The sequence below is a fragment of the Acinetobacter sp. YH12233 genome, assembly GCF_013417725.1.
Taxonomy (GTDB): Bacteria; Pseudomonadota; Gammaproteobacteria; order Pseudomonadales; family Moraxellaceae; genus Acinetobacter.
Map to the genome: position 1 here is coordinate 74,119 of NZ_VPDK01000009.1, position 24,630 is coordinate 98,748.

General features: G+C 39.2%; 26 protein-coding genes. 17 read left to right on the forward strand and 9 right to left on the reverse strand.

Features of this window, described 5'->3' with window-relative positions:
- Positions 1 to 3 precede the first annotated feature (3 nt).
- Positions 4 to 363, forward strand: coding sequence for a hypothetical protein (locus tag FTV12_RS06095; RefSeq protein ID WP_180033744.1), 360 nt, complete (start codon positions 4 to 6; stop codon positions 361 to 363).
- 21 nt (positions 364 to 384) lie between these two features.
- On the opposite strand, the gene FTV12_RS06100 is transcribed toward FTV12_RS06095, so the two are convergent.
- Positions 385 to 876, reverse strand: a complete 492-nt coding sequence (locus FTV12_RS06100) for a pilin (RefSeq protein WP_180033745.1) — start codon at positions 874 to 876, stop codon at positions 385 to 387.
- A gap of 937 nt (positions 877 to 1,813) precedes the next feature.
- Between FTV12_RS06100 and FTV12_RS06105 the strand changes: the two genes are divergently transcribed.
- The 3 genes from FTV12_RS06105 (at position 1,814) to FTV12_RS06115 (ending at position 4,889) form a co-directional block, all read left to right on the forward strand.
- Positions 1,814 to 2,287, forward strand: a complete 474-nt coding sequence (locus FTV12_RS06105) for a pilin (protein WP_180033747.1) — start codon at positions 1,814 to 1,816, stop codon at positions 2,285 to 2,287.
- Between the two features lie 141 nt (positions 2,288 to 2,428).
- Positions 2,429 to 3,163, forward strand: a complete 735-nt coding sequence (tfpZ, locus tag FTV12_RS06110; protein ID WP_180033749.1) for a TfpX/TfpZ family type IV pilin accessory protein — start codon at positions 2,429 to 2,431, stop codon at positions 3,161 to 3,163.
- A gap of 91 nt (positions 3,164 to 3,254) precedes the next feature.
- On the forward strand, positions 3,255 to 4,889 hold the full coding sequence (locus FTV12_RS06115) for a PglL family O-oligosaccharyltransferase (RefSeq protein ID WP_180033750.1): 1,635 nt from the start codon (positions 3,255 to 3,257) through the stop codon (positions 4,887 to 4,889).
- Positions 4,890 to 4,943: 54 nt separating this feature from the next.
- On the opposite strand, the gene bfr is transcribed toward FTV12_RS06115, so the two are convergent.
- From bfr to FTV12_RS06130, 3 genes are all read right to left on the reverse strand, one after another.
- Positions 4,944 to 5,408 (reverse strand): bacterioferritin, encoded by a 465-nt coding sequence (gene bfr / locus FTV12_RS06120; protein WP_034705394.1) that lies wholly within the window; start codon positions 5,406 to 5,408, stop codon positions 4,944 to 4,946.
- A 226-nt stretch (positions 5,409 to 5,634) separates the two neighbouring features.
- Positions 5,635 to 5,829, reverse strand: a complete 195-nt coding sequence (locus tag FTV12_RS06125) for a bacterioferritin-associated ferredoxin (protein ID WP_004787097.1) — start codon at positions 5,827 to 5,829, stop codon at positions 5,635 to 5,637.
- A gap of 218 nt (positions 5,830 to 6,047) precedes the next feature.
- Positions 6,048 to 6,431 (reverse strand): RidA family protein, encoded by a 384-nt coding sequence (locus FTV12_RS06130; RefSeq protein WP_004787096.1) that lies wholly within the window; start codon positions 6,429 to 6,431, stop codon positions 6,048 to 6,050.
- A gap of 131 nt (positions 6,432 to 6,562) precedes the next feature.
- On the opposite strand from FTV12_RS06130, the gene FTV12_RS06135 reads away from it, so the two are divergent.
- A complete protein-coding gene (locus FTV12_RS06135; RefSeq protein WP_180033751.1) occupies positions 6,563 to 7,621 on the forward strand; it encodes an RNA-guided endonuclease TnpB family protein in 1,059 nt (352 codons plus the stop codon).
- Between the two features lie 73 nt (positions 7,622 to 7,694).
- Here the strand turns inward: FTV12_RS06135 and FTV12_RS06140 are convergent, their stop codons facing one another.
- From FTV12_RS06140 to gmk, 3 genes are all read right to left on the reverse strand, one after another.
- Positions 7,695 to 9,800, reverse strand: a complete 2,106-nt coding sequence (locus tag FTV12_RS06140) for a bifunctional (p)ppGpp synthetase/guanosine-3',5'-bis(diphosphate) 3'-pyrophosphohydrolase (protein ID WP_004787093.1) — start codon at positions 9,798 to 9,800, stop codon at positions 7,695 to 7,697.
- Positions 9,801 to 10,017: 217 nt separating this feature from the next.
- Entirely contained in the window at positions 10,018 to 10,299 is a 282-nt protein-coding gene (gene rpoZ, locus FTV12_RS06145; RefSeq protein ID WP_004650579.1) for a DNA-directed RNA polymerase subunit omega, read from the reverse strand.
- Positions 10,300 to 10,376: 77 nt separating this feature from the next.
- Complete coding sequence (gene gmk / locus FTV12_RS06150; protein WP_004787090.1) at positions 10,377 to 11,000, reverse strand: guanylate kinase; 624 nt, start codon at positions 10,998 to 11,000, stop codon at positions 10,377 to 10,379.
- A 135-nt stretch (positions 11,001 to 11,135) separates the two neighbouring features.
- Here gmk and ispH point away from each other — a divergent pair, with 135 nt between their 5' ends.
- The 12 genes from ispH to rplS all read left to right on the forward strand — a co-directional run bounded on the left by ispH (position 11,136) and on the right by rplS (position 21,899).
- A complete protein-coding gene (gene ispH, locus FTV12_RS06155) occupies positions 11,136 to 12,086 on the forward strand; it encodes a 4-hydroxy-3-methylbut-2-enyl diphosphate reductase (protein WP_180033753.1) in 951 nt (316 codons plus the stop codon).
- Between the two features lie 163 nt (positions 12,087 to 12,249).
- Positions 12,250 to 12,666, forward strand: a complete 417-nt coding sequence (locus FTV12_RS06160; protein WP_227607406.1) for a Tfp pilus assembly protein FimT/FimU — start codon at positions 12,250 to 12,252, stop codon at positions 12,664 to 12,666.
- A 12-nt stretch (positions 12,667 to 12,678) separates the two neighbouring features.
- The gene (gene pilV / locus FTV12_RS06165; protein ID WP_005180450.1) at positions 12,679 to 13,182 is read left to right on the forward strand and encodes a type IV pilus modification protein PilV; all 504 of its coding nucleotides are present in this window, start codon (positions 12,679 to 12,681) and stop codon (positions 13,180 to 13,182) included.
- Positions 13,175 to 14,248 carry a PilW family protein gene (locus tag FTV12_RS06170; protein WP_180033756.1) on the forward strand — a complete coding sequence of 358 codons (1,074 nt, stop codon included), beginning with the start codon at positions 13,175 to 13,177 and terminating at the stop codon, positions 14,246 to 14,248. The genes pilV and FTV12_RS06170 overlap by 8 nt, the downstream gene beginning before the upstream one ends.
- The gene (locus FTV12_RS06175; RefSeq protein WP_373687222.1) at positions 14,245 to 14,952 is read left to right on the forward strand and encodes a pilus assembly protein PilX; all 708 of its coding nucleotides are present in this window, start codon (positions 14,245 to 14,247) and stop codon (positions 14,950 to 14,952) included. The genes FTV12_RS06170 and FTV12_RS06175 overlap by 4 nt, the downstream gene beginning before the upstream one ends.
- Positions 14,953 to 14,978: 26 nt before the next feature.
- Complete coding sequence (locus FTV12_RS06180; protein ID WP_180033758.1) at positions 14,979 to 18,584, forward strand: PilC/PilY family type IV pilus protein; 3,606 nt, start codon at positions 14,979 to 14,981, stop codon at positions 18,582 to 18,584.
- Position 18,585: 1 nt separating this feature from the next.
- On the forward strand, positions 18,586 to 19,134 hold the full coding sequence (locus FTV12_RS06185) for a type IV pilin protein (protein WP_180033759.1): 549 nt from the start codon (positions 18,586 to 18,588) through the stop codon (positions 19,132 to 19,134).
- On the forward strand, positions 19,134 to 19,568 hold the full coding sequence (locus tag FTV12_RS06190) for a type IV pilin protein (protein ID WP_180033761.1): 435 nt from the start codon (positions 19,134 to 19,136) through the stop codon (positions 19,566 to 19,568). Before FTV12_RS06185 ends, FTV12_RS06190 begins: the two co-directional genes overlap by 1 nt.
- Before the next feature lie 142 nt (positions 19,569 to 19,710).
- Entirely contained in the window at positions 19,711 to 19,968 is a 258-nt protein-coding gene (rpsP, locus tag FTV12_RS06195; protein WP_004826436.1) for a 30S ribosomal protein S16, read from the forward strand.
- Between the two features lie 21 nt (positions 19,969 to 19,989).
- Positions 19,990 to 20,538, forward strand: coding sequence for a ribosome maturation factor RimM (rimM, locus tag FTV12_RS06200; RefSeq protein ID WP_004787070.1), 549 nt, complete (start codon positions 19,990 to 19,992; stop codon positions 20,536 to 20,538).
- A 42-nt stretch (positions 20,539 to 20,580) separates the two neighbouring features.
- Positions 20,581 to 21,321: a tRNA (guanosine(37)-N1)-methyltransferase TrmD gene (gene trmD, locus FTV12_RS06205; RefSeq protein WP_180033763.1), complete on the forward strand. Its 741-nt coding sequence runs from the start codon at positions 20,581 to 20,583 to the stop codon at positions 21,319 to 21,321.
- A gap of 206 nt (positions 21,322 to 21,527) precedes the next feature.
- A complete protein-coding gene (gene rplS / locus FTV12_RS06210) occupies positions 21,528 to 21,899 on the forward strand; it encodes a 50S ribosomal protein L19 (protein WP_004787066.1) in 372 nt (123 codons plus the stop codon).
- Positions 21,900 to 21,959: 60 nt separating this feature from the next.
- Here rplS and FTV12_RS06215 read toward each other — a convergent pair whose 3' ends face one another.
- Together FTV12_RS06215 and FTV12_RS06220 are read right to left on the reverse strand one after the other, a co-directional pair.
- Positions 21,960 to 22,928 carry a triacylglycerol lipase gene (locus FTV12_RS06215; protein WP_180033766.1) on the reverse strand — a complete coding sequence of 323 codons (969 nt, stop codon included), beginning with the start codon at positions 22,926 to 22,928 and terminating at the stop codon, positions 21,960 to 21,962.
- A gap of 169 nt (positions 22,929 to 23,097) precedes the next feature.
- On the reverse strand, positions 23,098 to 24,108 hold the full coding sequence (locus tag FTV12_RS06220) for a triacylglycerol lipase (RefSeq protein ID WP_180033764.1): 1,011 nt from the start codon (positions 24,106 to 24,108) through the stop codon (positions 23,098 to 23,100).
- Between the last annotated feature and the right edge of the window lie 522 nt (positions 24,109 to 24,630).

Sequence of the window (24,630 nt, forward strand, 5' to 3'; positions counted from 1 at the left end):
AATATGAGTGCACTCAATGAATATTACGCCGCTTTAGAGCGTTTAAAAGCCAATAAACCGACTATCTTAACTAAAGGCTCTGCGATTAATAATGATACCGTGGCACTGGAAGCAGGACGTAAACGGGGTTCGATTAAGAAGAGCCGTCATGCTGCGCTTATAGAAGCTATTGAGCAAGCTTCAGAGCAAGTTGGGCAAAATGTTCTTTCGCCTGCACAACGGATTGAACAGGCTAAAACTAAGACCAAAGCGGTGAAAAGTGATTATGAGCAGCTGAAAGAAGATTATGAAAAACTGCTGGAAAAGTGCAATTCGCTGTTGCTGGAAAATTTTGAGTTAAAACAAAAAACGCATCAAATTTGATGCGTTTTTTAAGAAGACTACTTATTTTACTGTGCCAATAGAACAAGCTTTATTTTCAAACTTTTTGTCTACATCACTTACACAAGTCCAAGTACCATTTTCATCACGTTGCAATTGAACACTTTTACCATTAATACCAGGATTCCCTGTAGTAAATGTTAAAGTAATTTCACCTGCACCATCGCCAGAATCATTAAGTTTAATTTTACCAAATGATGGATTTACAATACCTAAAGCATCTGGAGTTTCAGCTCTAACAGCAGGTGACTTAATTGAACCATCTTGGTTCTTCTCAGCATCTTTTGCTTTTGTTGTACCATCTGGAAACTCACCATATTCCATGACATATTCTTCCAAGCCAGTTTTATTGGCTGAAATGGTTTGTACTGCTGCCGCAATATTAGAACGGCCCACATAATTTTGATACTGAGGAATCGCAATTGCAGCCAAAATACCAATAATAGCGACAACTATCATCAGTTCGATTAATGTAAAGCCTTTTTGAGCGTTCATAACATTCTCCACAAATGTTTTGTTAATTTATTTATAAGCTTTGTAAGCTGATTTATAGTTTGCACGAAGTGTGCCAAAGTATATTAATCAATTATATCCTGTTAAATCAATACATTGTTTAATAGATTAAAAATCTTAGTATATGCATAAGTAAATTTATGTAATTAAGTGACAAAAAATGTCAGTTTTGTTCTTTAAGTTGCGCTATATCGCAGCTCTTTTTTGTTGAAGATGACAAGAGATATTATGAAGAGAGAACTGATTGACTATTGCATGACTTTTATTAAAGCCCAAAAACTAGAGTAGCAAGTCTTGGCTGAAGGACATGGTTGGGTGCCAAAACAGAATAATACGGATGCCTAACCTTTTATTCTCCTTAAAATTAACAACGCAAGAGATATAAATGAAATCCCTTGGGGAATTTCAATCGCTAAAATTATCAAGTTAACTATCCATTCTTACAGGGGCTAATAAAAGTGTAAATAACAGTATCTAGAGGATGAATATTTGATAAGAGGTAGAGTGAAACGCCTAGCAAACTTAAAAAAAATAATGAACGGATACCTCGCCCAGTGATAAAAGCTTTGCCTATGCAATTTGGTGATGACGAAGAGGCTAGACGTATTGTTCTGCATCATGCAAAATGTGTGTTTCGTCAGCATAAAGAAGAAATACAAAAGTTGGCTTATAAATGAGTTTGGATTTTTTATTCGGTTTTAGCTTATCAAAATTTTAAAATATTTTACGATCAGTCTGCTTTTACAAAAATTCATCCTATCACACTAAGTAAAAGCTATTTTCTTATATGGACAAATTGGAAAAATTTGTCCTTTTAAAAGCATGTCCATATGGACAAAATGAAGAATGAAGTAAAACAATATAATTCAATGGTTTGATGTATGTCCATATAAAGTGACTTATAGAGTAGATTGAGCTTATGATTGTTGTCGCTATTATCGGTATTTTAGCAGCAGTTGCGCTTCCTGCGTACCAAAATTACACAGTAAAAGCACGTGTTTCTGAAGTTATTTTAGCCGGTTCCTCTTGTCGTACTATAATCACTGACATTGTACAAAATGCACCTCAAGCTAATTTGGGGACTGCTTTAGAAGATGCTTGTAGTTTATCCCCTACTAAATATGTAAGTAGTGGAACTGCAAATGCCAATGGTGTGATCACAGTAGTTGCAAATGATGCGGCTTTAGGTGGTGACACGAGCAGTTCTAAGAATACTATTGATATAACACCAATGATTGCTGTAACACCAGCTAAAGCAGGTGATGCAGCATCGCGAGCATTAGCTGCTGCAACAGATGGTGGGGCGACTATTCAAGGCTGGAAATGTGGTCCAGGTGCGAGCAATCCGCTACCTAATAAATATTTGCCAGGATCATGTCAAGGTACTTACTAATTTAGTATAGAACTTGTTATAAAAAAGACTGGTCATCCAGTCTTTTTATATTTATAAAGGTTATACTTTATAAATTAGAGTTATATAAACATAAAAAATCATTTTTTATCATTTGTAAAAGACTCTTATTAGGGTTAAATAATGTCTAAACGTACACGTTTCTTTCTCGGTCATTTATCTATTTCCACACTTATAGCTATAGCGCTAGGAATTTTAATATTTTTTGTTTGGTATCCCTATCCATTATCTAAATCGGTTGGTGTAACTCAAATAATATTACTAGTATTGATAATAGATATTATTTTAGGTCCTTTGTTGGGCTTATTAGTTTATAAAGAAGGAAAAAAAACGCTTAAATTTGACTTAAGTTTTATTATTTTAATTCAAATTTCCGCTTTAATTTATGGTATTTATAGTATTGAGCAAGGGCGTCCAGCATGGTTAGTGCTTCATGTTGACCGTTTTGAACTGGTACGAAAAAATGATATTATTTTAGAAAATATTGATCAAGCTCATCCTCAATTTCAGCATGTATCATGGACTAAACCAGAATTTGTTGGAGTAAAAATGCCTGAAAGTGATCAGCAACATCAAGATGATATATTCACTGAAGTTCTAGGCGGGATTTCTATTGCGCAGCGCCCAGAACGTTATGTAGAGCTGAGTCAAGCCAAAGAACAAATACAACAACGCGCGTTATCTTTAAAAGAGCTTGAGCAATATAACTCTCAGGTAGAAATCGAAAAAAAATTAGTTAAATATCCAGAAGCAGATGCATGGCTGCCTTTAAAAGCTAATGCGGTGGATATGGTGGTTTTAATTAATAAAGAAAAAGCTGAGGTTATTAAGATTGTCGATCTACGCCCGTGGAACTAACCTGTATTTGAAAGGTCAAAGCAAAAAGCAAATTACCCTTTAATCTGCTTTTTGTTTATCATGTGCCAAACTTCCACCGCCTGATATTTCCATGAAATTCACGCTTGCCCTGATCGCAGCAATTCTCATTTCTCTGGCATGGCTCATGCCCATTCACTATCGGCCTTGGGTCACGTACACAGGTGAATTGTACGCATTTTTCGCTTTATTCGCGATTGCTGCCATCTGCCTAAAAGAAAAGCTCAAAATCCCTGCGGTCAGTTTGCCATTATTAGTGCTTGCCTGTGTCCCTATAATTCAATTGCTAACAGGACAAGTATTTTTCTTTAGTACCGCCATGATGGGCTTTATTTTTGTCTTTAGTTTTTGGCTCGCAAGTGTTTTGGGTTATAACCTTTCAACCGGAAACTATAACCGGGAAGAAACTTTTACCAATCTTAGCTATGTATTTTTAGCTTCAGGAACGATTACAGGCTTAATTGCTGTATGTCAGTGGACGAATCTGGATTCAATACTGCCAGGCATGGTGAATATCAGTGGTACTCAACGTCCCTATGCCAACTTTGCCCAGCCGAATAATATGGCGACTTTTTTGGTCATGGCATTGATGAGCTGTCTTTATCTGTATGAGAAGAAAAAAATCCAGACTAAATGGTTAGTGGCTTGCGCCTTAGCTATCGTTATTGGAATTGCTTTAAGTCAGTCGCGTACTGCTTGGGTTGCTGCGAGTGCGATTATCCTTTATTTAGCTTTCTATCAATATAAAGGTGTGATCCGTCTGAAATGGTATTACAGCATTGCTTGGTTTATTTTATTTATTTCCTGCATTGTCGCTTTCCCATTGCTAAGTCAACTGGCAACACAGGTTATGGATGCCCAGGTGGTACAAAGCCGTGATGTAGTAGCGCGTGCTACAGGGGATATGTCTCGTTTAGCGATTTGGCAGCAAATGCTAGCGGCCATTCAGGCACAACCATGGTTTGGTTATGGCTGGTATCAGACTAGTGTCGCCTTTGTCTCGATCAGTGATACGGTGCAGGGCCCAGTCTGGATTCGAAGTGCACATAACTTTATTATTGATTTTTTAGTTTGGAATGGACTGCTTATTGGTCTGCCTTTCTTAGCCTATTTCGGCTATTTAGGTTATCAGCTACAAATATGGGTGAAAACTCCTGAGTCGGTCATTGGTATTTTAATGATTGGAGCTTTTCTTACCCATGCCATGTTTGAGTTTCCGCAGCACTATGCCTATTTCCTTTTACCAGTAGGTTTTATTTTAGGTACTGTTCTAGCCCAAAATCCGAATATCAAAACCGTGACCTTACCCGCTATAGCAATGAAAATCATTTTTGGGTTTGGACTACTGTTATTGATCGTGATCTATCGGGATTATGATGTCGCTGTGCCAAAACTTGGTCAAAGTATTCGTTATGAGCAACAGCCCGAAAAAATCACCAATCAACAGCCAATCTATTTATTAACAGAGTTTAATCATCGTATTGACTGGATTCGTCTTAACCCTTATAGCAAAGTATCCTCTGAACAGATTCAAGCAGGTGAACAGATGGTATTAAGCTATCCAACTAAATATAACCTGATTAAATACGCCAAACTGCTAGCTTTTAATGGTTATGAAGATGAAGCCAGGCATCAGCTGCAACGTCTGAAGGTCATTCAAAAAACCGAACTCAGTTATGAGGAATTGATTCAGGATATGCCAAGATAAATTTCATATAAAAAAGCCAGCAATTGCTGGCTTTTTTATTGATTTATTCTAAGTTTAGAGCTGGCTTTGAATATAGTTTTCGATACCAATACTTTCAATCAGATCAAGCTGAGTTGTGGTCCAGTCCAGATATTCCTCTTCCTTTTCCAGAATTTCTCGCACCAAGTCACGAGTCACATAATCCATCTGTGTTTCTGCCAAAGCCACAGCCTGCTGAATGACTTCAATATTTTCTTTTACTTTACGTACATCACAATGCAGTACTTCTTGAGTATGCTGGCCAATATACAATTTGCCAAGATGTTGTAGGTTTGGTAAGCCTTCTAGAAATAAAATACGTTCAATGATTTTATCGGCATGCTTCATCTGGCGGATGGACTCTTTATATTCTGCCGAACCCAGTTTTTCAATGCCCCAGTCATTAAACATGCGTGAATGCAGGAAATACTGGTTAATCGCTGTAAGGTGGTGATACAACACCTGGTTCAGCTGATTAATTACATCACGATTGCCTTTCATCGTATCACTCCATATAGCCTGTTAACCCATTCATCGCTATGGGTTTTTGATTAACTTATCTTAAATCAATCGAGCGAGCAATGGCGAGTAATTTATTGAACTGCAAATGAAAATCGCAATCAAAAAGCTTCAGGTGAAATATAAAGCAATAAAAACCCGCCAGAGTCAGAGGCGGGGGAGGAGTAATGATACGAGACCATTGATTTTATAATTATCGTTATCCGCTTTAGGCAGCAACCGCTAGCCGTGCAGCAATCTGGGAAATTTCATCACTGATGATCATACGGGCTTCAGGAGCACAACGACCACAACACGTCCCTAGATCAAGCATTTCGCGTACATCACGGTAACTTTCGGCGCCATTTGCAATAGCATCTTTAATGTCTTGATCTGTAATGCCACGGCATAGACAAACGTACATAGGATACAACCACAGTGAATAAATAAGATAAGAGATATTATTGATAATTGTTATCGTTTGTCAATAAAAATCATTTGAAATAGCTTTTATTGTGATTGGTGATTTAGATAAAAAAATATCACTCAAGCAAAAATCCGATTATTGCTCGGGTTTTTGCTTGAGTGATTCATGATTGCAAACGAAATATAGAAGCTTAGGTGTTACATAAATTTTAAAAATTATTGCTGAATGATGACTACGCCATCCATCTCGACCAGAGCATCTTTCGGTAGGCTGGCAACACCGAGTGCTGCACGTGCTGGATAAGGCTGGGCAAAATATTCACCCATAATCTGATTCACCAGCTGGAAGTGCGATAAATCAGTCAGATAAATATTCAGTTTGGCGATGTCTGCCAGAGAGCCACCGGCCGCTTCGCAGACGGCTTTTAAATTATCGAATACACGGCGAATCTGTGCTTCAATGCCTTCAACCAGTTCCATGCTGTATGGATCTAAACCTATTTGACCAGATAGATACAGGGTATCGCCCACAAGAATGGCTTGCGAATAGGTGCCAATGGCAGCAGGGGCATTTTCAGTATGGATTACTTGGCGGAACATTAATTTCTCCTTTTATCAAATGGAGCGTAAAACTCTGTCCTTCAGGGCAGAGATATAAGCGATACGACATAAAATGTCGTTGAATTTTTTAAAATCAACACCTTTAATTTAACATGATCTAAAATAAGCTCATGAAAACACTTAAATTACGCATAAAAGACAAACATTGCAAGGCGCTAGACCAATTAGCATCTGAGGTGAACTTTGTTTGGAATTATGTGAATGATTTGAGTTTCAAACACCTGAAAAGAACAGGTGACTTTTTCTCAGCATTTGATATGACTCAATACACAAAAGGAACTTCAAAATTGTGTGGTTTGCATAGTCAAACAGTGCAAGGGATAACAGAAGAATATGTTGATAAAAGAAGACAACACAAGAAAGCAAAGCTGAAATGGCGTGTGAGTAACAAGAAGTCAGCAAGACGTTCGCTTGGTTGGATACCATTTAAAAAAGTAGCGATTAAATATGCTGATGGATATGTGCAATACGGCAAGCAGAAATTTAAGCTATGGGATAGCTACGGCATAAGTAAATACAGCGTGAGAACAGGCTCATTCGTTGAGGATAGTCGTGGGCGCTGGTATGTGTGTCTTGTTGTGGACTCACCTAAACAAGACAAACCAACGGCAACTAAAGCGATTGGTATTGATCTTGGTCTAAAAGACGTTGCCACCTGCTCAGATGGTACTGTAATTTCAAATCCTAAGTTTTACCGTAATTACGAGCAGAAATTAGGGATTGCTCAAAGAGCAAGAAATAAAAAACGTGTACGTGCATTACACGCTAAAATTGCCAATTGTCGTAAAGACCATTTGCATAAAGCAAGCACTCTGCTTGTGAAAGAAAATGCACTGATTGTTGTAGGTGACTTAAGTGCGAGCAAACTTGTAAAAACCAAGATGGCTAAATCTGTTTTGGACACAGGATTTTCAGCACTGAAAACAATGCTCAAGTATAAATGCGAGAACGCAGGGGTATTGTTTGAGGAAGTCAGTGAGAAATTCACAACCCAAATCTGTTCGTGCTGCGGTGAAATCACCTCTAGCAGTCCCAAAGGTAGAACAGATTTGCGAATAAGAGTATGGGAATGTGAGTGTGGAAGTATAAATCATCGTGATTTAAATTCCGCTAAGAACATACTTGCGCTTGGGCATGAGCGTCTAGCAGTAGGAATCCGCTTGCTTTAGCTGGAGGATGTCAACATCAACATACATCATATTAGATCAATTCAACTGACAAAAGCATTATCGTTTTAAATGATTAACTGGCTTTAGAGGTTTCAGCAATATTGAGCGGTTGTTCTAAGCGGGTAATACGTGGAAAACCAAAATGCATGCGTAAATCACGAATAATCTTGGCAATCTGTTTACGGTTATGCACCACAATATTTACATAAGTTTTGCCATCATAATTACGTACCATCTCTACACCTGTATGGCCTTTACGACATTGATAAATCAGATCAGAAATCTGTTCATCGTCCATGGCCTGATCAATACAGAGGTAGGCGGTAAAGCTGACATCATCCAGGTCTTCAGTCGTCCATTGTAGAGGCATAATATTTTCAGGATGCATATGTTGTTCCTGCAATAAATTATGGCAACGGGCACGATGTACAATCAGGCCACGACGAGTCAGATGGCCTTGAATTGGATCACCAAGTACCGGGTTGCAGCAATGCGCGTATTTAACATCTACGCCTTCTGTACCTTGAATAAGGCGACCTGAACTATTTGCATTTTGATGCTGGTCATGTGCGAATAAATGGTTGGCAACCAGTTGAGGTAATAAGTCACCTACAGCAATCTGTTCAAATAGTTGCTCTTTAGTCGGGACATGACGCCATTCCAGTACATTTTTCCAGTCAGCTTCGGTCAGATCACGAATAGAACACTGAAAAAGTTTTAAGGCACGGTTAAGGGCTTGTTGACCCACAAGGCGCTGTTCATCAATATCCTGATCGCGCAAAATATTCTGAATGGCACGACGGGCTTTTTGGGTATTAATAAAGCTGAGCCAGTCCGGGTTTGGGGTTGCAAGAACATCAGTGATGACTTCAACCACCTGACCACTCAATAATGGCGTAGAAAGCGGTTTGGTTTCACCATTAATTTTGGCGCCAATAGCATGGTTACCGAGGAACAGGCTGGCGGCATATGCAAAATCAACAGCAGTCGCACCTTGCGGCAATTCATGCAGATGACCGTGAGGGGTATAAACCCAAATTTTTTCCTGATGCAGATAATCCAGTAATTCGCTGAACGTGGTTTTGGCACATTCACCATCAACCAGTACGTTCAGATTTTGCATGGATGCCTGAATGGCAGAGCGACAGGCTTGAGGGGCATTTTCACCAAGTACGACGCCAAAGCGTGCAGCTTTACGCATCAGTTCAGTTTGAATAGTCAGTGACAGGGTGGTCTTTTCGCCTTTTAATCGCATCGTCAAAGACTGGTTGCCGCCTGGAAGGGGACGGCGAATATTGTCCTGATAATTTTGAACCGTAAAACTTTCAGTCAGAATATCTGCGAGACGGTCACAATCGGCAATACTCTGTAAGATAATTTCAAATGCGTGGCTATGTGTAAGTTCCTGCAGATCAATATCATTTTTTACAAAATGGCGTAATAGCTCGATATTATTGTTTTTCTTTTTAACCCGGCCTTCAATGGCATATTGCTGTAGTAATTCGTTAAGTTTCTGTTCCCACTTGGCCTGATATTCACAGCGTTTAGGCTTGGTTTCTAAAAGGGCAGCCTGGACATCATTATACATATCCAGATCCAGATTCTGATAACAGAGATGTTCCAGATTATCTGCCATTTCGTTCATGCCGACCAAGCGTGCCATTGGAACGAAAATTTCAAAGGTTTCACGGGCAATACGAGCACGTTTATCCGGGCGTAATGCTTCCAACGTAGTCATGTTGTGATAGCGATCTGCCAGTTTCACAATAATGACACGTGGATCCTGTAAAGTCGCTTGCAGGATTTTACGGAAAGAGGCCGCTTTATTATATTCCTTATCACTGGAATGGCTGAGCTTGGTGACACCATCAACCAGCTCTGCAACCGTGCTGCCAAATTTTTCAGTAATGTCATCTTTATTGAAGTCGGTATCTTCAATGACATCATGCAGCAGCGCTGCCATTAAGGTTTCAGTATCCAGACGCATATGGGCCAGAATACAGCTCACCGCGATAGGGTGCAGAATATAAGGTTCACCACTTTTACGGGTAATGCCATCATGGGCAATATCGGCATAATCACAGGCCGCAAGCACACGTTCGACATCGCTTTCACTTAAGTACGCGTCGATGATGATTTTTAACTGTTGCTTAGCTTCACTGACCTGTGGGCCTGGCATAAAACACCTTTAAAACTGGATTTTTTAACAAATAAAACAGAAAAAGCTCGTATGAAATGTATAACATAAAGTGGGTCAGTTTTTTCATATCAACAAGTGAAAAATTTATACTGACTTTAGAGCTAACCCTTATGTTATAACCGTTCTGCGCAAAATATAAAAGTCACAGAACAAAAAAAGCCTAGTTTAAAACTAGGCTTTTTGGAATGGTTTATTCTTATTGGAAAGAAAAACCATCTAAATTTAGATTATTTGCAGAAAGAGCAAGGTCTAAACTAGAAGTTTGATAATCTTGATCACGTTGTTTCAAAATATCTTTTGATACATGACCTGCAGCGATTTCACGTAAAGCAACTACAGTCGGTTTGTCATTGTCCCATTCTACAGTTGGTTCAATGCCTTGACGTGCCAATTGACGCGCGCGTTTGCTTGCCACTAGTACAAGCTCAAAGCGGTTGTCTACATGGTCTAAACAATCTTCAACGGTTACGCGTGCCATAAGAATTCTCGTTTTGAATAGTAAATTTCAACAGACTGCACAGTATAAAATGCTTTGTCTGGAGACTCAAGTTTTAATCACTGTTCGCTTGGAGTAATTAGAGCCTGGATCAGTTTTTCATGGCGGGTCGCTTGCTGGGAAAGGACCAGTCGATTAGCAATAATCACAGATTCAAGATCATGCAATGCCTTATTAAAGTCATCATTGATAATGACATAATCAAAGTTGACGTACTGCTGCATGTCTTCGACTGCACAGCTAAGACGGTGTTCAATCACCTCAACAGAATCTGTTCCACGGTTGGAAAGACGCTGACGCAAATCAAACTGGCTTGGCGGAAGAATGAAAATCTGTTTAGATTCAGGAAAAAGTCGACGGACTTGTTGTGCACCTTGCCAGTCAATTTCAAGCAATACATCATGACCTTTAGCAAGTTGTTCTTTTACAGTCGCTTGTGCTGTACCGTAATAATTACCAAAGACTTCGGCATATTCAATAAAACCACCTTCTTCGACCAGGTTTAAAAAGTCTTCTTTAGTCGAGAAATGATAATGTACGCCATCGAGTTCGCCAGGTCGTTGACCGCGTGTCGTATGAGAAACAGAAACATGAAGATTGTTGACGCGTTCAAGTAATGCTTTAACGAGGGATGTTTTGCCCGTTCCAGACGCTGCAGAAACGACAAACAAGAGACCCGACATGATATTTTTCCTGATATGATAAAATATCTTCTCTATTTTAGAGTAGAGCGGCTTTAAACTAAATAGTTGTACGTCGATTGTTTTACATTTATTTCAATTGTAGCGCCATAAATTGAGTGAGTATTGAGGATTTCTATGGAAATTGTTTTAGCTAACCCGCGTGGTTTCTGTGCCGGTGTGGATCGTGCCATTGCGATCGTGAACCGTGCCCTAGAATGCTTTAATCCACCCATTTATGTGCGTCATGAAGTGGTCCACAATAAATTTGTGGTTGATGACTTACGTCAGCGTGGTGCAATCTTTGTCGATGAGCTAGATGAAGTTCCGGATGACAATATCGTGATTTTTAGTGCACATGGCGTGTCTAAAGCTGTACAGCAGGAAGCCGAACGCCGAGGTTTAAAAGTTTTTGATGCGACCTGTCCATTGGTCACTAAAGTACATATTGAAGTGACTAAATATGCCCGTGAGGGAGTGGAGGCGATTCTGATTGGTCATGAGGGCCACCCAGAAGTTGAAGGCACCATGGGGCAATATGATAAAAATAATGGCGGTGACATTTATCTGGTCGAAGATGAAGAAGATGTTGCTGCTTTAACAGTTCGTAATCCTGAGAAAGTTGCTTTTGTGACCCAAACAACTTTGTCGATTGACGATACAGCGAAAGTCATTGATGCACTTCGCAAAAAATTTCCGAATATTCAAGGTCCACGCAAGGATGATATTTGCTATGCGACACAAAACCGTCAAGATGCTGTACGTGATTTAGCTGCACGTTGCGATGTCGTGCTGGTCGTAGGATCACCGAATTCATCCAATTCAAACCGTTTGCGTGAACTGGCTGAACGTATGGGGAAGGCAGCTTATCTGGTCGATAATGCAGATGAGCTCACGCAGGAATGGTTTACCAATATTTCTAAAATTGGGGTAACTGCAGGTGCTTCCGCCCCGGAAATTTTGATTAAGCAGGTGATTCAGCGTTTACAGGATTGGGGTGCACAGGCACCAAAAGAACTGGATGGGCGAGAAGAGAATATTACATTTAGTTTGCCAAAAGAGTTACGTATTCCTGTAACACAGGCTTAAATTGTTAACTATTTAACAATTTATTTTTTTATTAAAAAATAAGCAGATAGCTATAATATGACAGTTATCTGTTTTTTTATGCCTTTTATCTACTCTGTGTAGGTTTTGTAAAATTTATAGATATTATTTTTAATAGGGGAAAGTTTTGGAGCTGGGGAAGAGTGTGCAAAAGAATAAAGGTTTTACGTTAATTGAGCTCATGGTGACGATTGCAGTACTAGGGATTATTGCAACGATCGCTGCGCCTTCTTTTATAGAAATAATTAGAAAGAATGAACTTAATCAAGAGACTCAGCATTTAATTTTTTTGTTGCAGGAAGCTCGAAGTGACGCAATTTTTACTCGATCTTCCAAGCAAATTAAAATTCCTACATATGGTTCAGATGAAAAAAGATTTTCAGAATGGTCTGTAACTAATGATATGAGTTCGTTAGAGTTTACTGCTATGGGCTATCTAAATTCTAATACATCTATTTGCTTAACTCTAACTCATAAAAAGAATTCTCATTTAAGCAGCTCGATTAGAGTCGAGAAAAATGGGGCTATTTCTAAAGATACATCAAATTGCCTAACTAATTAGGAGAGACTAGTAATGGGGAAGTATCAAAACGGAGTTGGACTCATGGAGGTTTTAGTTGGCTTAGTTCTGTTAGCTATAGCTGTGCTAGGTTTCTCTGCTTTGCAACTGCGAGGTGTATACGCAAGTGTAGAGGCTGCCAATAATACGCAAGCAATGCATTTAGGTCGAGATCTCGCAGAAAGAATTAGAGCGAATCGGTCTGGATACGAAGCTTTGAATAAGAATAATGTTTATGTTGAGGGTAAAGGAGAGTGTTACTCAGGTTTTTGTGAGCCAAAAGATTTTGCAGAGGCGGATTTTCTACAAATTCGGAACAAAGCTGAAAATTTAGGAATGAAGGTTGCGCTTAGAGACTGTCAGGGGGTGGGAACGGTATCAATGAAAAGGCGTTGTATATATGTGGCATGGGACAAGACAACGCCTACTGATGGTCAAGCTAAGAATGATTGTACGTCTGGAGCAGCATACAATGTTGGAGCTAAATGCATAATTATGGAGTTATATAATTATGAATAATTATAAAAAAGGGTTCACTCTTATTGAGCTAATGATTGCAATCGTTTTAGGGTTGTTAATTTCAGCAGCTGCATTAACTGTTTATTTAACAGCTCAACGTTCACTGTCTTTACAAAATGGTATGGGTCAGCTACAGCAGAATGGAATTTTTGGTTTAAACCAAATCACATATGACCTTAGACACGTAAATTTAAATACAGCCTCAGCTCAAATAATTAATCCACGAGTGGTCGGTTCAGGTATTATTTTTAATCATCGTAATTTGCCAAGTTCGCTCAGTGGTATAAGTAGTGATTTTTTTACATCATTTGAATTGACTGAAGGTGCGACAACAGATAATAGTGATCAACTCACAGTTCAATATGTGCCGCAGTATTTAACAACGACATCTTATGTCGATTCAGAAGAGGAGGAAGAAGTCACTATAAGTAAGAAAAATAGTGAACAATATGATTGTGAAGGTAATAAAATTGAGTTTGAGGAAGAGTTTTCTGGGGGTAAGGCTGATCATGGTTCTGGAGCGCCAGAAACAGCAGATCGTGTTGTAGTTCAACGATATTATATTTCTGAAATTAAAAACTCTCAGTCAGAATCTTTTACTCCTAAAAGGTATGCATTATATTGCGACGCTGGTTATTACAAAGACAATGATACAGTCATTACAGGTCTTGGTGCTGGAGCTCAACAATTAATGCAGGATGTTGATGCTTTTAAATTTCTTTTAGGGGTAAGACAAAAAAGTAATGGAAAGTTATCTTATCTTACAGTAAGTGAATACGAAGATTTGATGCCTAAGGAAGATCCAACAGACGTAAATGCAGAGATCTACAATATTGTTTCAATTAAATTGGCTTTATTAATGCGATCTTCAAACCCGGTTGGCGCAAACGAACACATAAATAATAATAAAACTTTTATTACTTTTGGGGATCAATTGGAGGGAAATGTAAAGGATTCGAAATACACGTTGACTTTAAGCAACGATCAAAAAACCAATTCTAAATATTTGCGCCAAGTTGTTAGTCAAGTTGTGGCTTTTAGAAATACGTTAGGAGAAGCACAATGAGAATGAATCAGCAAGGATCAACTTTAATCATTGTGCTTGTCGTATTGTTATTAATTACAATTATTGGAACAATTGCCGTTAAATCAGGGATTTTAAATTTAAAAATTTCAACAAATGCACAGATTTATGCACTGTTGTTGGAAAGTAATGATGCTGCATTATTTGCCTTAGAGGATCAAACTAAAGTTTCACGTCAATTGGCTCAAGATGGAATGTTTGGTTATTTTAACTCTGCAGATAGTAATGATGAATTAGTATTTTGTTATCGCGCAAATGCGAATAATTTTTTCACTATGTCGAATGCGAGTGTTATTAGTGCAAATAACGATTATAAAAAAAATGGTATTTCTGGGTTTTGTGATGCCAAAGAATATTCTACACGTAGAGCCGCTGTTCAAACCCAACTGTATTTGCGTAAAAATACAAAACCTACAACACCATTAACCACTCTACCAATTGGAACGAGTGTTGGTCAGTCAGGTTTACCTGTTATTTCCAACCATATAGCAGTGACAGCTATTTCTATTTTACCTAGTTTTTCAAGTGCATCTGATCTTGCTATTCAAGAGTGCTTTAAAAAAACAAGTATTAAAAAAACCGAGACTACTGAAACAGTAAGGGAATGTTTTGATCTATTAAACATTCCTTATAACTTACAGAACGCTGAATATATGGTTGGTGGACAGCCAAAGTTAACGTCATAGACGAACATGAATGAAAGAGGTTTAAAATGAAAAGTTTTGATAAAAAAATACTTTCGGCAATGGTTTCCATGTCTATGACGTTGGCAATTTCCCATTCTGCGAATGTTTATGCAAGTGACATTGATATTTATTCCAACTCGACTCCTGGAAAACTTAATTTATTTTTGATGCTGGATACGTCTGGGAGCATGGGGTACGGCTTGGGTTATAATTGGTCAGCACCCAATAACGTAACAATGAATACTAGTAGTAGTCTTGTATCTGATTACAATGTTTGTGAATGGCGTAAAGAAAGAGTTTGGGTGCCTGGCTGGTTTGGTATTGGTGGATATTGGGATGAACGAACGGTTTCAGATTATGCAGAAGAGGAGAGGAGTTTTAAATTTAAGGATACTCCTCAAAGAAATTACAAATTAATATATTGTGACATTAACCAAGTTACATACAATAATATTTCTTCACGAACTGTCGATGGAACTAATGTATCAGGTAATACATTTCGGGAGCGTATTAAAAAAGAATGTAAATCATTAAATAACAATAGTTCTGCACCATATCGTTGTTATGATCGATTATCTCGTTTAAAACAGGCAATAGTAAATATTCTGACTGGAGATAAAATTAAGGACTCAGTTTATTTAGGGGTAGGGCAATTTTCTTCTCCGAAAAATAATTCATGGAATTCACATGATGGAAATAGTGGAAGAGTACTTTATCCAACAGTTCAACTTTCCGATGTTAATAGAGATGCGATTCTTCAAGAAATTGTAAAGCTAAACGCTTGGAGTGGGACTCCTTCAGCTGCCGCATATGCAGAATCAGCCGCTTATATGTTGGGTAAAAATACTTATGACAAGACGAATAGTGGTTATAGTTATTCACATGCAGAATCAAGAGATGGAAACGAAGGCTATAAATCTCCCTTAAAAGATATTGATACGAATAGTAAATGTAATGGGCAAGGCATTTATTTCTTAACAGATGGATTTGCGAACAACTCAAATTCTGATGCTACAGAAGCATTAATGAAACAGTCTTTTAATTCATTGACTGAAACTGGCTTAAGTGGCGGGACAAGCAATGCTGGTTGGTCATTGATAGGTAAATTTGCAAAACAATTACGCAAAGATGAAAATATAAAAACAGCTGTAGTAGGCTTTGGTAGCCTTTTCCCAAATGGAACAACTTATGTAAAAAATCTTAAAGAAAATGAGGATGATGAGAGTGCGAAGCCTTACTATAATTGTTCCTTGTTGCCTGAGGGGGATTTAAGGAATACATGTAATTGGGGTGCTAAACAGCATAAAGAACTTCCAGCAACAGTTGGTGGATATGGCAACGGAGGATTCTATTCCGCTCAATCAGAAGAAGATATTATTAATAGTATTATTCAATTTGTCGAAGATACAACTCCTAAGTTCGATTCTATTGCTACTGGATCACCGACAATTCCAGTTGATGCTTTAAATCCAATTGAACTACAAGATTATGGTTACTATGCATCTTTTTTGCCTAAACCTCAGGACTCGACAAAAATATGGACAGGTAATTTAAATAAATATGATGTGTTTAATGGACAATTGGGAAGAAAAGGTACAGGAATTAATGCAGCAAAAATTATCCCTCTTATTAAATCTGATGGCAAATTAGACTCATCTGTACAAGGTCTATGGGCTGGTGGGGTTGAAGCTAAAATTCCTTTAGGTACAAGTATTAATTCAACATCAAAAAGAACAGTCTTTACCAATCGACAAATTGATTCAAATAAGCAAGCTATTTCTAGTCAAACTTTGACGCAAGTTAATTTAGAAACTTTATTTGATGCTGATGCTACAAAAGCAAAATTTAAAAATGATCAGCAAAAAAACTATTGGTTAAATGCGCTCGGTTATAAAGTTGATGTTAGTTCGAGTGTGACCTTAGCAAGTTTGCCAACTGAAGAGCGTAGAAAGCTAGGGTCGGTGATGCACTCTAAGCCAATTCTTTTAACACAATCAGGTGATATTGATCCTACTCAAACTAGTATTACTACTTCCAATCGTGAAGACTATCTGTTGTTTGGCACAACGCAAGGTGCATTACATGTTGTAGATGATAATGGTGTAGAAAAGTTTACCTTCATTCCGCATGAAATGATGAACAAACAGAAAGAAGCTTTTTTAGATGATTCTGCAAGCAATAAAGGCAATACCAATGACATTTTTTACGGAATAGATGGGCAGTGGGCTGCTTTTACACAGTATGTGACAGATGAAAATGGCAAATTCACCGTCAAAAAAATTAAGAGAACATTGGATGATAAAGAAATAGAGTACTCTGGTTTGCAGTGGGTGTATGGTGGTCTAAGAATGGGTGGACGCAGTTATTATGCGTTAGACTTGTCGGATATAGATAAGCCGACACTTAAATTTCATATTGACCCAGATGCCGCAGTGAAGGAAGATAAAACTGATGACCCTAACAACGCTTTAGCCTATATGGGAGAAAGTTGGTCTAAACCCACAATTGGTTATATTAATTGGCAGGGTGAGAAAACCTTAGTAATGATAGTTGGAGGAGGCTATCATCGAGGTTATGAAAATCCTGAATATAGTGATTCTGATGAAGGTGTAAGAAAAGGCGCAGGCGTTTATATATTTAATGCCAACGATGGAAATCTACTATGGTGGGGCGGGGTAAATGCTACCGCTACTAAAGGGAGTGAAGCCTATACAACAAATAGTGATATGAAATATAGTGTCGTTAGTCAAGTCAATGCGATTGATCGTGACAGTGATGGTTTGCTTGATAATCTATATTTTGGTGACTTAGGTGGGCAAATATTCCGTATAGATATTAATAATAAAGCTCTAAATAAAAATAATACTGTACATAGAATTGTAAAGCTCTATGGATTTAATGAAACAGGTAAAATTAAGCCAAGATTTTATGAAATGCCTAGTTTCTCTGTAGAAAAGGGTGTCGATGGTTTATATGGTGTTATTGCAGCAGTCTCTGGTGATAGAAGCTCACCATTAGCTGGAACAACAGGAAAAAATGCAAATACAAAAAATACAGCAGAAGATGGTGTATTTGTTATTTTCGACAATGATATTGGTCGTTCTGATTTACTTAAAAATATTACCAATTTTAGAACTCCTGTGAATGGTCAACTTATCAATTTAGATTTATCTGTTGGTGTTAAACAAAAAAATGATGCAGGTAATGCCTATAACTTAGGTTGGAAATATGCCTTTGGTGGAAATAATGGGCGATACAAAGGTATGAATGAATTATATGCAATGGATAGTTATTTATTTACCAATGTGTATGATCGTGATGGTATTGGTGTTAGTGGTTCAGCTTGTGGTGGTGGCGTAAAAGGTGATACATATTTGTACCAATTCTGCTTGCCATCAGGAAAGTGTAATTTTTATGAGTCAGGAATTACCGAACCAAACAAGGTTAAATTAGGTGCTGGTATATTGGGGGCAGGACTAGGTAAAGGGTATTTAAATAACAATGATGAAGTTGGGGTTATTGTACCTAGACCGGATGAAACAGACTGTTCAAAAACACCAAATGCACCCGAGTGTCAGTTATTTAAAACTAATGTTAATTTGAAACAATTGCGCTGGTATGAGGTAAGATAAGATGAAATTATCTATCTCGAAGCAAGGGTTTACTCTAATTGAACTCATGATTGTTGTGGCGGTTATTGCAATTATTGCAGCAATCGCCTATCCATCGTATAGAGTTTATATTGAGCGAAAAGATTTAGCTCTTGCTCAAAAAGAAGCCTTGCTGATTGCTTCTGAACTTGAGAAATTTAAGTCCAAGAACTTTAGTTATAAAAACTTTTCTGCTGAATATTTATACCCAAACAACTATGATTCAGATACAGGTAGGTTACTTATTCCTGTTGGGAGCACAGTTGGTCAAGAGAAGTATATAATAACACTGAGTGATATAGACTCTAATAAGCCATTACAAGATACGAGTATTGTTGGATTGAATTGGGTGATGAAGGTTGAAAGGGCTGACTCATCACCTTCGCAAAAGAAACAACCAAATAATTATGATTTATTACTCTCAAGTAATGGCTTAAGATGTAAATCTAAGACTAATAATGCTTTCAAAGATTATGATAAGAAGACTCAGACCGACTGTAAGGCAATTGATAGTCAAAGTGAGGCTTGGTGATGAATAAAACAAAAGGATTTACACTGATTGAATTAATGATTGCTGTGGCAATCATTGGGATCTTGGCTGCAATTGCATATCCTTCTTATATTGAGTATGTTAAACGTACAAATCGTATAGATATGCAAACTCAATTGTTAATGATTATGCATAAGTTGCAAAATTATAAAGTTATAAATCATACCTATAAAAATGCAAGTTTATCTAATTTGAAGGTTGATTCAACTTATCCATCAACAGGATTATATGATGTCGAATTATCAGTCGATTCTGATGGGCAAGGGTATTTATTAAAAGCTTCACCTAGTGCAGGTAAAAGTCAAAAGAATGATGGTGACTTGTGTATAAATCAAGAAGGTTATCGTTATTGGAGAAAAGCGAATACCTGTGATAGAAGTAATTTAACTGCCACATCAAACTGGGACGGACGCTAACCAAATTCAAAATTGTGGATAACCAACTTTTGATCTTTCATTCAGGGCAAACTTCGCGTAAAATATTGCCCTCTATGAAAGGGGTTTGAAGTGTTCCGGTGGTCGGTACATGAATAATCCGTAAAAACTATAAGGTTCTATCATGGTTGTTATTCGTCTTGCACGCGGTGGTGCTAAAAAACGTCCGTTCTATCAAATCATTGTGACTGATAGCCGTAATGCACGTGACGGTCGTTTCATCGAACGTATCGGTTTCTTCAACCCTACAGCTCAAGGTAAAGCAGAAAAACTTCGTTTAGATGCTGACCGTTTTGCTCACTGGGTTTCTCAAGGTGCTCAACCTTCTGAACGTGTTGCTTCTTTAGCTGCTCAAGCGAAGAAAGCTGCAGCTGCTGCTTAATTTTAAGGTAGCAGGTAGCCCATGACACCAACACAGAATGTTCCCGAAGATCGTATTCAGATTGGACAGTTACGTTCAGCATATGGATTAAATGGGTGGCTCTGGGTCTATTCCAATACAGAACCTATGAGCAACATATTTGACTACCTTCCTTGGTACATTGAGACCAAAGCAGGTTGGCAAATTGTCGATGTAAAACGTTGGAAACCACATGGCAAGGGCTTGGTTGTTTCGCTAAAAGGTGTGAGTGATCGTACCGCAGCAGACGGTCTGGTGGGTGCTAATGTCTGGATATCTAAATCGCAACTGCCTCAACCAGGTGTGGACGAGTATTATTGGTCTGATTTGAAAGGTCTAACTGTGTTAGGTCTGGATGAAGAAGAACAGGAAGTGAATCTCGGTCAAATCCATGAAATGTTTGAGACAGGTGCCAATGACGTGATGGTGGTTCGCGCTACTGCTGACAGCGTCGATGGCGAAGAGCGAATGATTCCATGGCATAAAGATGTGGTACAGCGTGTTGATCTTGAAGCTGGTCGTATCTACGTAAATTGGGGCGTAGATTATTAATCCTTAACAGGATTAACGCAGCAGGAAAATGAGGAGTCTGCGGTGTTCTTTGCAGTCATTACGCTTTTTCCTGAAATGTTTGAAGCGATTACAGCCTACGGTATTAGCGGGCGCGCAGCAAAACGTGATTTGATGCAAATTCATTGTATTAATCCACGCGAATTTGCTGAAGGGAATTACAAACGGGTGGATGAACGTCCATTTGGGGGTGGTCCCGGTATGGTGATGATGGCTGAGCCATTAGCGAAAGCAATTCATCGTGCCAAAGAGCTTGCAGCGCAAGCGGGTGCAGTTAACGTTCCTGTGGTGTATATGTCACCGCAAGGAAAAACCTTAAATGAACCTGCGGTACAGGACTTCGTTAAATATGACGGACTGATTGTATTGTGCGGACGTTATGAAGGTGTCGATGAACGTTTGATCCAGAAATATGTTGATCAGGAATGGTCGATTGGAGATTACGTGTTATCGGGTGGTGAGCTCCCTGCGATGGTTTTATTGGACAGTATTATCCGGAGACTTCCGGGTGCAATGTCAGATGAACAATCACACGTACAAGACTCATTTGTGGATGGTCTGTTAGATTGCCCACAATATACCAAGCCAGACCATTTTGAAGGTATGGATGTACCGGACATCTTGAAATCGGGACATCATGCCAATATTGATAAATGGCGGTTTTTGCAGCGATATCAGCGCACTTTGGAACGCCGGCCTGAATTGGTAGAAAAAGTTGAACTGACCAAGCAGCAAAAGAAATGGCTAAAAGATGAGCGAGGGTGAGTAAAGCATTGCTTTACCCGAGCGCAAGGCGAGAAGCTATGCTTCGAGCAAACTAAACTGCTTAATGTAAATTAAGTACTTAAATAGGCTCTTTATGCATTGAAGCGGTCAAGCATAAAGGGAAAGTCAATCGGGTCTATGCGATTCAGCCTCTATACCCAGCGATGATCAGACCTCTTCTGACTCGCACATATTGGAGATACCCCATGAGCGGTAAGCATCCTTTAGTACAAGCTGTTGAAAATGCTCAGCTTAAACAAGACATCCCAGCTTTTGCGCCAGGTGACACAGTAGTTGTCCAAGTAAAAGTAAAAGAAGGCGACCGTGAACGTCTACAAGCGTTCGAAGGCGTTGTCATTGCTAAGAAAAACCGTGGTCTGAACTCTGCGTTCACAGTACGTAAAATTTCTAGCGGTGTTGGTGTTGAGCGTGTATTCCAAACTCACTCTCCAATCGTTGCTAAAATCGAAGTGAAACGTCGTGGTGACGTTCGTCGTGCTAAACTTTACTACCTACGCGAATTATCTGGTAAAGCTGCACGTATTCGTGAAAAATTGCCAGCTCGTAAACAAGGTTAATTTTAGCCTTGCTTATCTGCAAAAAAATGCGCCTTTGGGCGCATTTTTTATGTTTATATTTTATAAACCTTGCAGTTTTAAGCGGTTGGCATGCTGGCGATAAACATCGACTGGGTCTGGAGCAAAGACATTTTTTAACCCGAGTAACTGGTTCACTTCGTCCAGGTGGTTCCAGTTGTAGTTATCCCGAATGGTTTTACCGAATTTGGCACTACAGCGGGAGACCAGACCATCATTTTCCTTGCCGCCATCAATGAGCAGGGCTGTAACTTTGAGTGCTGAATCAGGATCGAGCGGGTTGGTAACTTGGCCTACACCTGTGAATGAATAGTTGTAGATACCTTTTTGTTGATATGTACCTTCACCACAGGTGGTAGTCGGCATACCAATGGGATATCTCTGATTAAAGTTCGCAGAGCCCAATGCCGTTAAACTGCTGCCACCCGCAAGTGAATCATGCGGATAAGAGTTTGGGTCCAGGCCTTGAGCCCAGGTAATGGCTTTAGAAACCAGATTTATTGTGCCGACCAGTGGCGCTTCAATAGCAGTCCCTTCAGCTTTTAGAATCAGGTCTGCAACCGGTGAACCTTTGTGCGGTGCACCTACTGTGGTTAATGAAGCCACCAGTTTAGGTTCTGAACCTGCTACATAACGAATTGTTGGGCCACCATGTGAGTGTCCGATCAGATTAACTTTATCTGCTCCGGTAATTGCGGCAATTTCCTTGACCTGCTCCAAAAGTTGTTCACCGCGAATTTCAGATGAGTTAAAAGGGGAGACTCGCGTTGCCCAAACATTCGCACCATTACGGGCCAGATCAGGTAAAATCTGATACCAATAGTCCAGTCCAAACTGGTCAGTGCCAACCCGAATGAAACCCGCCATGCCGTGTGAAAATACAATTGGATATTTGGTTTTGGCATATTGTGAACTGGCTTTCGCCGTCACCTGACTGGCCTGGGTAGAGGCATGAGCCGTAAAGCAGGCCGCTGCCATGAGCAGACCTGTCGTTAATACTCCATATTTCATCATTATTTCCTCATTCTTGTTGTTGTGTTAAGGCGATCCTCGCCATAATGTGGGGAATAGCCAGCTGAAAAGCTGACCCATTAAGCGTTTTGAGTGTTTTATCTCCCTATTTTTTTAAGTGAAAATAACGAAAAAGCCCTTATATCCGTAGATATAAGGGCGATGAAAATTATAGATTCTGAAGTTTTAAACGATTGGCATGTTGACGGTACATCGCCACCGGATCTGGAGCAAACAGGCCTTTAAGACCAAACATCATATTGGCCAGATCGGTATGGTTCAGCTTGTACTGGTCATTAATCACCTTACCAATGAATGCACTACAACGGGCAACCATGCCATCGTTGTCTTTATTGCCGTAAGATAAAGGGCCAAGCTGCATCAGGATGGTATCGATATCCAGTGCATTGGTCGCTTGAGCCACACCGGTCCAAGAATAATAATAGATACCGTTACGGTCTTTTGATTTCAGGTTCTTGTTACAGTTTTCTGTGGAGGCTAAGACACCATCCTGCACCATCTGTTTGGCCACGTTGGCATTAAAAGAGCTGGAGCCAGTTTGGGTCAGGGATTTCATGGATGCATCGAAATCAATTTCCAGTTCAGGTTTGAACTGTCCCAGTGCGATCAGTGGCCCAATAATATAATCACCGAGAACATTAAAAGCAGTGCGGGTAAGAGTATTGTTCTGAATATCATCGGCCACTTTAGAGCCATGATAGGTGCCTGCAACCCCCGTAATGGATGCAATCTGCTGCGGTCGAGTCGCTGCCACATAGAGTACAGTCGGGCCACCATGGGAGTGACCGATGAGATTGATTTTTTCCTTCCCTGTAATTGCCAGCACTTCATCGACCTGATGAATGAGCTGTTCACCACGGTGGGTCGTGGTATTGGCAGGCGACAATTGGGCGGCAAACACGGTAGAGCCATTACGAGCCATATCCGGCAGAATCTGATACCAGTAATCTAAGCCAATGGTATCAGTACCTATGCGTTGCCAGCCTAGCCAGCCATGCACCATCAGAATAGGATATTTGGTTTTGGCATAGTCTGATTTGGCTTTTTCAGTGACCTGAACTGCACTTGCTACCGCCTGGGTTTGTGTTGAAAAGCCAAAACCGAGGCCTGCTGCCAAGGAAAGCGCCAGCATCTGTGTTGTTTTGATAAAAGTACGCATAACCGTTCCTTTGTTCATTTTATTGTTATAAAAAGCAATCATTGCTCGGGAGTATTGATGCACGATAAATATTGAAGTTGAATACCTCGATCATGCAGACCTAATCTTCAATCACGTGCAAAAATTATTATTTTGAAGCAGAAGCATTTTTTCATGCTGATGAGCCAATTCCATGTCATTTTGGGCCACGCCCAGTAAGCACTTGTGAGTACATAAATTTGCAATTTATATACGTATGTATTTTATTTTTAACCCCTTGAAATATAAGATTGATGAATATTTAGGTTGAAATAGTTAGAAACAAATAACAATGTTAAAAAAAGTAATCAGCCCAAGAAAATCAAGGCTTTCAGAGAGAAATGGCTCTGTTAAACTCTCAAAATAGAGGGTCAGCGTCATTGCTGTCCCACAATTTTTCACAAGAGGAAGCTCAAATGAGCTTCCTCTTGTTTTATGGGTATTTTATCGGGTGAAAATAAAGCTTTTAAAGTTCTTCTTTCAAACAAATTCACTTGAATTATT

Bases quoted from the DNA above. Each gene is read 5' to 3' on its own strand.
- FTV12_RS06095 (WP_180033744.1), top strand. From the start codon at position 4: ATGAGTGCACTCAATGAATATTACGCCGCTTTAGAGCGTTTAAAAGCC.
- FTV12_RS06100 (WP_180033745.1), bottom strand. From the start codon at position 876: ATGAACGCTCAAAAAGGCTTTACATTAATCGAACTGATGATAGTTGTC.
- FTV12_RS06105 (WP_180033747.1), top strand. From the start codon at position 1,814: ATGATTGTTGTCGCTATTATCGGTATTTTAGCAGCAGTTGCGCTTCCT.
- tfpZ (WP_180033749.1), top strand. From the start codon at position 2,429: ATGTCTAAACGTACACGTTTCTTTCTCGGTCATTTATCTATTTCCACA.
- FTV12_RS06115 (WP_180033750.1), top strand. From the start codon at position 3,255: ATGAAATTCACGCTTGCCCTGATCGCAGCAATTCTCATTTCTCTGGCA.
- bfr (WP_034705394.1), bottom strand. From the start codon at position 5,408: ATGAAAGGCAATCGTGATGTAATTAATCAGCTGAACCAGGTGTTGTAT.
- FTV12_RS06125 (WP_004787097.1), bottom strand. From the start codon at position 5,829: ATGTACGTTTGTCTATGCCGTGGCATTACAGATCAAGACATTAAAGAT.
- FTV12_RS06130 (WP_004787096.1), bottom strand. From the start codon at position 6,431: ATGTTCCGCCAAGTAATCCATACTGAAAATGCCCCTGCTGCCATTGGC.
- FTV12_RS06135 (WP_180033751.1), top strand. From the start codon at position 6,563: ATGAAAACACTTAAATTACGCATAAAAGACAAACATTGCAAGGCGCTA.
- FTV12_RS06140 (WP_004787093.1), bottom strand. From the start codon at position 9,800: ATGCCAGGCCCACAGGTCAGTGAAGCTAAGCAACAGTTAAAAATCATC.
- rpoZ (WP_004650579.1), bottom strand. From the start codon at position 10,299: ATGGCACGCGTAACCGTTGAAGATTGTTTAGACCATGTAGACAACCGC.
- gmk (WP_004787090.1), bottom strand. From the start codon at position 11,000: ATGTCGGGTCTCTTGTTTGTCGTTTCTGCAGCGTCTGGAACGGGCAAA.
- ispH (WP_180033753.1), top strand. From the start codon at position 11,136: ATGGAAATTGTTTTAGCTAACCCGCGTGGTTTCTGTGCCGGTGTGGAT.
- pilV (WP_005180450.1), top strand. From the start codon at position 12,679: ATGGGGAAGTATCAAAACGGAGTTGGACTCATGGAGGTTTTAGTTGGC.
- FTV12_RS06170 (WP_180033756.1), top strand. From the start codon at position 13,175: ATGAATAATTATAAAAAAGGGTTCACTCTTATTGAGCTAATGATTGCA.
- FTV12_RS06175 (WP_373687222.1), top strand. From the start codon at position 14,245: ATGAGAATGAATCAGCAAGGATCAACTTTAATCATTGTGCTTGTCGTA.
- FTV12_RS06180 (WP_180033758.1), top strand. From the start codon at position 14,979: ATGAAAAGTTTTGATAAAAAAATACTTTCGGCAATGGTTTCCATGTCT.
- FTV12_RS06185 (WP_180033759.1), top strand. From the start codon at position 18,586: ATGAAATTATCTATCTCGAAGCAAGGGTTTACTCTAATTGAACTCATG.
- FTV12_RS06190 (WP_180033761.1), top strand. From the start codon at position 19,134: ATGAATAAAACAAAAGGATTTACACTGATTGAATTAATGATTGCTGTG.
- rpsP (WP_004826436.1), top strand. From the start codon at position 19,711: ATGGTTGTTATTCGTCTTGCACGCGGTGGTGCTAAAAAACGTCCGTTC.
- rimM (WP_004787070.1), top strand. From the start codon at position 19,990: ATGACACCAACACAGAATGTTCCCGAAGATCGTATTCAGATTGGACAG.
- rplS (WP_004787066.1), top strand. From the start codon at position 21,528: ATGAGCGGTAAGCATCCTTTAGTACAAGCTGTTGAAAATGCTCAGCTT.
- FTV12_RS06215 (WP_180033766.1), bottom strand. From the start codon at position 22,928: ATGAAATATGGAGTATTAACGACAGGTCTGCTCATGGCAGCGGCCTGC.
- FTV12_RS06220 (WP_180033764.1), bottom strand. From the start codon at position 24,108: ATGCGTACTTTTATCAAAACAACACAGATGCTGGCGCTTTCCTTGGCA.